Source organism: Mycobacterium sp. E3298 (genome assembly GCF_001666895.1).
Classification (GTDB): Bacteria; Actinomycetota; Actinomycetes; order Mycobacteriales; family Mycobacteriaceae; genus Mycobacterium.
The window spans coordinates 1-5,212 of the sequence record NZ_LZJB01000496.1 but is presented as its reverse complement, the minus strand read 5'-3'; the positions used below and the strand labels follow the sequence as shown (position 1 = coordinate 5,212).

At 66.1% G+C, this 5,212-nt stretch carries 5 protein-coding genes and 1 pseudogene; 4 read left to right on the top strand and 2 right to left on the bottom strand.

From position 1 onward, the window contains the following. The 3 genes and pseudogenes from A9X05_RS32360 to A9X05_RS22555 all read left to right on the top strand — a co-directional run. Window positions 1-162 (top strand): annotated as a pseudogene (locus tag A9X05_RS32360) (TetR/AcrR family transcriptional regulator); the annotation flags it as partial. Between the two features lie 128 nt (window positions 163-290). After that, window positions 291-1,001 (top strand): TetR/AcrR family transcriptional regulator, encoded by a 711-nt coding sequence (locus A9X05_RS22560; protein ID WP_067759431.1) that lies wholly within the window; start codon window positions 291-293, stop codon window positions 999-1,001. Between the two features lie 96 nt (window positions 1,002-1,097). Beyond that, window positions 1,098-3,098 carry a hypothetical protein gene (locus A9X05_RS22555; protein ID WP_067784156.1) on the top strand — a complete coding sequence of 667 codons (2,001 nt, stop codon included), beginning with the start codon at window positions 1,098-1,100 and terminating at the stop codon, window positions 3,096-3,098. Window positions 3,099-3,239: 141 nt separating this feature from the next. On the opposite strand, the gene A9X05_RS22550 is transcribed toward A9X05_RS22555, so the two are convergent. Beyond that, complete coding sequence (locus A9X05_RS22550; protein WP_067759437.1) at window positions 3,240-3,602, bottom strand: PAS domain S-box protein; 363 nt, start codon at window positions 3,600-3,602, stop codon at window positions 3,240-3,242. 321 nt (window positions 3,603-3,923) lie between these two features. Between A9X05_RS22550 and A9X05_RS22545 the strand changes: the two genes are divergently transcribed. Further along, the gene (locus A9X05_RS22545; RefSeq protein WP_156675780.1) at window positions 3,924-4,397 is read left to right on the top strand and encodes a DUF1772 domain-containing protein; all 474 of its coding nucleotides are present in this window, start codon (window positions 3,924-3,926) and stop codon (window positions 4,395-4,397) included. 29 nt (window positions 4,398-4,426) lie between these two features. Here the strand turns inward: A9X05_RS22545 and A9X05_RS22540 are convergent. Further along, on the bottom strand, window positions 4,427-5,212 hold a 786-nt coding region (locus A9X05_RS22540; RefSeq protein ID WP_156736913.1), incomplete at its 5' end, for a methionine--tRNA ligase.

Here is a 5,212-nt window from a genome sequence, read left to right as displayed (position 1 = left end):
CTGGACGACCCGGAACGGTTCCTCACCGACCTGGAAAAGTGCTGGATGCTGATCTTGGGTGGGATCTTGCAACCGGACCGGGCCGATTACTTCAGCCAATTCCTAAGGCGGCGAGCGGCGCTCGCCGTCAACTCCAGTTCGAGCGACCAAGGCTCGCCTTAGTGCCGACCAGGTTGAGCAGACTGCCCGCCAGCCGCGGCAGCGGCTGCTAACGTTGGACGTCTTGCGGTGGATGTGAACCCACATCAATGACTCCGCGCACCCGACGCGACTCCGGAGGTGCAGAGACAGTGCCGCGCCAGGTCCGATCCGAAGCCACTCGGCGGAAGATCATCGACGCCGCGATCGAGGTGTTCGGGGAAGTCGGGTATGCCGCCGCCGGGTGGGGGGCGATCATCGAGCGGACCGGGATGACCAAAGGCGCCCTGTATCACCACTTCGATTCGAAGGAATCGCTGGCGTCCGACATCCTCAAGGAAGGCTCCGAGAGCCTGCTCACGGCATTCGGGAACGTGTGCAAGTCTTCGTCGCCGGGGCTGGAAAACCTGCTACACGGCGCCTTCACCATCGTGGTAGTGCTCAACTCGGACAAGACCGTTCGCACGGCCGAGCAATTAGCCTGTGCCTTAAGCGGATTGAACGAGGCCGCGGGGGACTTCTATGCCGACCTGGCGGTGAAGATCGCTGATGAGGCCAGGCGGGCCATCAGCGAGGGAGACCTCCGCAAGGACGTCGACCCCAAGGTGCTCTCCGAGTTCCTCGTTGGAGCCATGTTCGGAACGCGACTGGTATTCAATGCGATAACCCGTCGTGAACCCAATAGGGGAGGCCCCGTCGACATCGGCGGTCGCCTGCGTCAGATCTTGGAGCTCCTGCTGCCCGGCACGGTGACCGAGGCGTCGTTGCCCTATTTCCAGCAGTTCCTCGGTCGCGAAGTCATGCGTCATGCCCCGGCCATCGCGGCCCGCCCCGACGCCGACACGGAACCCCTGATCGGCTAGAGCTCCACGGTCGCGCGGTCGGGCCGGATGCGCCACACCCGCTTTCGCGGCCATCGAGACGGCGAATCAGTAATTGAGGTTGACGCGCATTCCACAATGCATACTGTTCCGGTGATGTACCGGAGACGTCTGGGCAAAGTGGTCGCGCTGGCCGCGGTGGTTGGGTTTTTGGTGATGAGCGCCCCGGCGTCGTGGGGTGCGCCCGGCGAACCGGCTACCGCCGCGGACTCGCCGACGTTGTCGCTTACCGACATCGGGTCCGCTCCCACCCTGGAATTCTGGGGGGTGACGAGTACCCAACAGCTCACCGTGCCGGTGCTGCATGGCCTGACACCGACGGCACTGAACGCCACCGTCGAGATGCCGATCAATCTGCGGTCCGGGGTGCTCACTGTCACGCAGGGCGAGCGCACCATCGCGCGGCTGAATTTGCCCTCCACCGATCAGGCGCCAATCGTCATTCCCCTGGCGGGCGCGGAGGTCAACGACAATTGGCTGTCGGTGACGCTGCGTTCGTACGTGGTGCCATTGGACGGATACTGCCTTTACCCGTGGAGCCCGCTGCGCCTGACCAACGGGTCGATCACCTACACCGGGGTCGAACTGCCGCCCACCACGGTGGCGCATTTCCTGCCGCCGGTGCTGCGCAAGCTTTCCATCTACCTGCCGCCGTCGCCCTCGCCGAACGAGTCCGATACGGCGGTCCAACTGGCCGCCTCCACGGCCTCGCACTACGGCCGGCAGACCCCCGAGATCGCGGTGATTCCGCTGGCCGAAGGGCAGGCCGCGCCGCCGGCGCCGCCGCAACCGCTGGAACGTCAGATCGTCGTCAAAGAGGGCCCTGACAACGGGCTTTCGCTACAAGGCGCCTCGGGTGTGCCGTGGTTGCTCATGTCCGGACCGCTCGGCCAGTCGGACGAATCGAACACGGCGGTGTTGTTCAACGACGTCTCGCAGTTGGCGCTGTCTTCCAAGGCGGCGGTGGAACAGCTCAAACCGAGCGTGCAGCAACTCGGTGGCAGCGTGACGTTGCGCGAGTTGGCGCAGCCCGTTCTCAACTCGACGTCACTGCAACCGCGGGTGTCGATCGGAATCGACCAAACCCGATTCGCCAGATCGGTGCACAACGTGCGCGTGCATCTGCAGGGTTCCTACACCCCGACACCGGGGAACGTCGGCGGTCAGATCGCCGTGACCATCGGCCCCGAAACCATCGACCACTGGCCGACCGACGGCCACGGCACCATCGACCGCTGGATCGATGTGCCGGACCGACTGCTGCAGCGCTACACCAGTATTGATCTGGTCCTCGACGTCGCCGCCAACACCGGGCATTGCGGCGACTTCTACACCGCCGGGCCGGGGAGTCAGCTCCTGACGCTGAACATCAACGGCGACACCACAATACAGAGCGACCCGGCAGCCCCGCCGGTGCCGGACGGCTTCCAATCGGTGCCGCAGTCGTTGATGCCCCGGATGCAGGTGGGCATCGAGGCCCACTCGTTGATAGACACGGTGCGGGCGATCGGCATCGTGGTGGGCCTGCAGCGAATCAGCGCCGTGCCGCTCTACACCACGGTCACGACCGCGCAGCAGGCGATCGACTCGTCGGACCCCGCGATAGTGATCTCCGCCGACGGGTGGAATCACTCCAATGTCGCGCTTCCGGTGGCTGCCGGGCCGAGCGGGCCCATCACCGTCAATGCCGTCCAATCCGACGGCAAGCCCGCCAAACTCACACTCGACCCAGATCTCCGGTTCGCCTCTCTCCAAGTGGTTTTCAACCGCGGCAGGTCGCTGTTGGTGGCGACATCAAACGGGGCGCCGGGGCAACTCGACGAGTTGCTGCGGTGGCTCAGCGGCGATAACAAGCGCTGGCAACGACTCAAAGGCGCCGCGGTGGTGTCCGCGCCGGGCGGGCAGGACCCGGTGACCGTCGAGCACTCGCCCTCAGCCGGTGGTCCGACCGCGGCGTCGCAGGGGCACTCCGACCTCGGCTGGCTGTGGTGGTTCGGCGCGGGCTGGGTTGCGGTGGCCATCGTCGGCGGCGGGGTGATCCTGTGGCGCACCAGGCGCGAATCACGGCGGCGGCGTTAGCGTCTGCGCATAACGGCGCGTCCCGTGCGGCCGTCCAGCGCGAGACCTGATTCCCACCAACAGGTTTCGCCTACATCGATGACCGACCGCGGGACGTCGACGCGTTCCGGCCAATGATTTCCCGGGCCTGCCGCGTCGCCGCTAGCGGTCCTCCTGCCACAACTGCTCGGTCAGATCCTGGAACGCCGCGAGCACGAACTGGTCGTCGGCGCGCATCGCCGCCGACTTGCTCATCAGGGCGCGCACCACCGAACCGTCCTTGTGCGCCAGTTCGACCACCATGTTCGCCAGGGAATGAACGACGGATAACAACGAATCCGAGGCCGGTGCCTGATGGAAGATCTGGTGGAACTTCAGCTCCAACACCTCTTCCCGGTCATAACCCATCATCTCGGCGAACGCGGCGTTGGAAAACAGGATGGTGCCGTCATTCTCGATCGCCAGCACCGGGATCGGGATCCGCTCGAGCACGACCAGTGCCGGCAGCTGTTTCAGGGTCGTCATCGGCGAGTCACCCTCTTGCCGATTGCGTCGTCGGTCCACCGGCCGATTATGGCGCATAACATAGGCTATACACAGGCCTTCGAGCAGATGCCCGCCCAGGATTGGCGCCGTATTTCGTTTCCCGCTCGCCGAAGGCATCCCTGAACACCTTCGTCGGCCCGCTCGCGCACCGGGTCGGTGATCGGCCGGCGGCGCGCGGTCCGGAGGCGCGCCGACGTCGACATCGGTGACGTCGTGTTAGCGGTGGCACAGAAGATAGCAACGCTATTGACAGCCGCGCTCTCGAGGGTTAGCGTTGCTAGCACCTACGGGAGATGAGGAGTGTGCGCCATGGTCGCCACCGTTTTCGCGGTCGTCGCGGTGCTGGGTACCGGGGTGGTCTACGGCACCGACGTGTTCTGCGCGATGGTGCTGAGGCCCGCGATGGCCCGCATCGACGATCGGGCCCTGCTCGCCGTTGCCGGCAACATCCATCGCTATGGGGATCGACGGATGCCGGTACCCGGCGTGCTCGGCCTGGCGGCGGCGACGATCAGCCTGGCATTCGCCGCGGCGTCCGGCCGCTGGGCGCAAGCCGGCGCGGCCGGCGCCGCCGTCCTCCTGCTGCTGGCGTGGCTGCTGATCTACCTGCGGGTGAGCGCGCCGATCAACCGGCAACTCATCGCAGGCGCGGATCGACCCGAGTTGCCGACCGATGCTCGTGCGCTGCAGCGCAACTGGGACAGAGTGATCACCACCAGGGCCACCCTGCAGGGCCTCGCCGTCGCGGCGCTGTGCCTGGCAATGTCGGTGTGAAGCTGGTGGCGCGCTCGGCTCGCGAGCGGCTAGTCGGCTTGGTAGCGGGGGAAGACCCCGGTCGGCGCCGGGAGCGCCGTGCCGGGGGTCAGCCGTTTGCCTATCGCGTCGAAGCTGCGCTGTTCGGGCGCCTGGCCGAGCAGATCCAAAAGCTTGCCCGCCGATTCGGGCATCACCGGCTGGATCAGCAGCGCCGCGATGCGAACGGCCTCGCAGGTTGTGTAAAGCACTGTCGCGAAACGAGTCTGGTCCGCCGCGGAGTCGCTCTTGCGTAGCACCCACGGCTGCTGGGCGGAGAAATATCGGTTGGCGGCGCCCAGCATCAGCCAGATCGCTTCCAATGCCAAGTGCATGGCCTGCCCGTCGAAGGCGGCGCGCACGCGGTCCAGCAGGCCGTCGGCCGTCGCCAGCAGTTCGGCATCTTCGGCGGTGAATTCACCGGGCGTCGGCACCACCCCGTCCAGGTTCTTGGCCACCATGGACAGCGACCGCTGGGCCAGGTTGCCCAGCTCGTTGGCGAGGTCGGTGTTGATGCGCGTGACGATGGCGTCTTCGCTGTAGCTGCCGTCCTGGCCGAAGGGGACCTCCCGCAACAGGAAATAGCGCAACTGGTCCACGCCGAACGTCTCGGTCAGCGCCACCGGGTCGACGATGTTGCCCACCGACTTGCTCATCTTCTCGCCCCGGTTGAGCAGGAACCCATGCGCGAACACCCGGCGCGGCAGCTCGATCCCGGCCGACATCAGAAACGCCGGCCAGTAGACGGTGTGGAACCGGATGATGTCCTTGCCGATCATGTGCAGGTCGGCGGGCCA

Coding starts and splice junctions, on each gene's coding strand:
- A9X05_RS22550 (WP_067759437.1), bottom strand. CDS start 3,602: ATGACGACCCTGAAACAGCTGCCGGCACTGGTCGTGCTCGAGCGGATC.
- A9X05_RS22555 (WP_067784156.1), top strand. CDS start 1,098: ATGCATACTGTTCCGGTGATGTACCGGAGACGTCTGGGCAAAGTGGTC.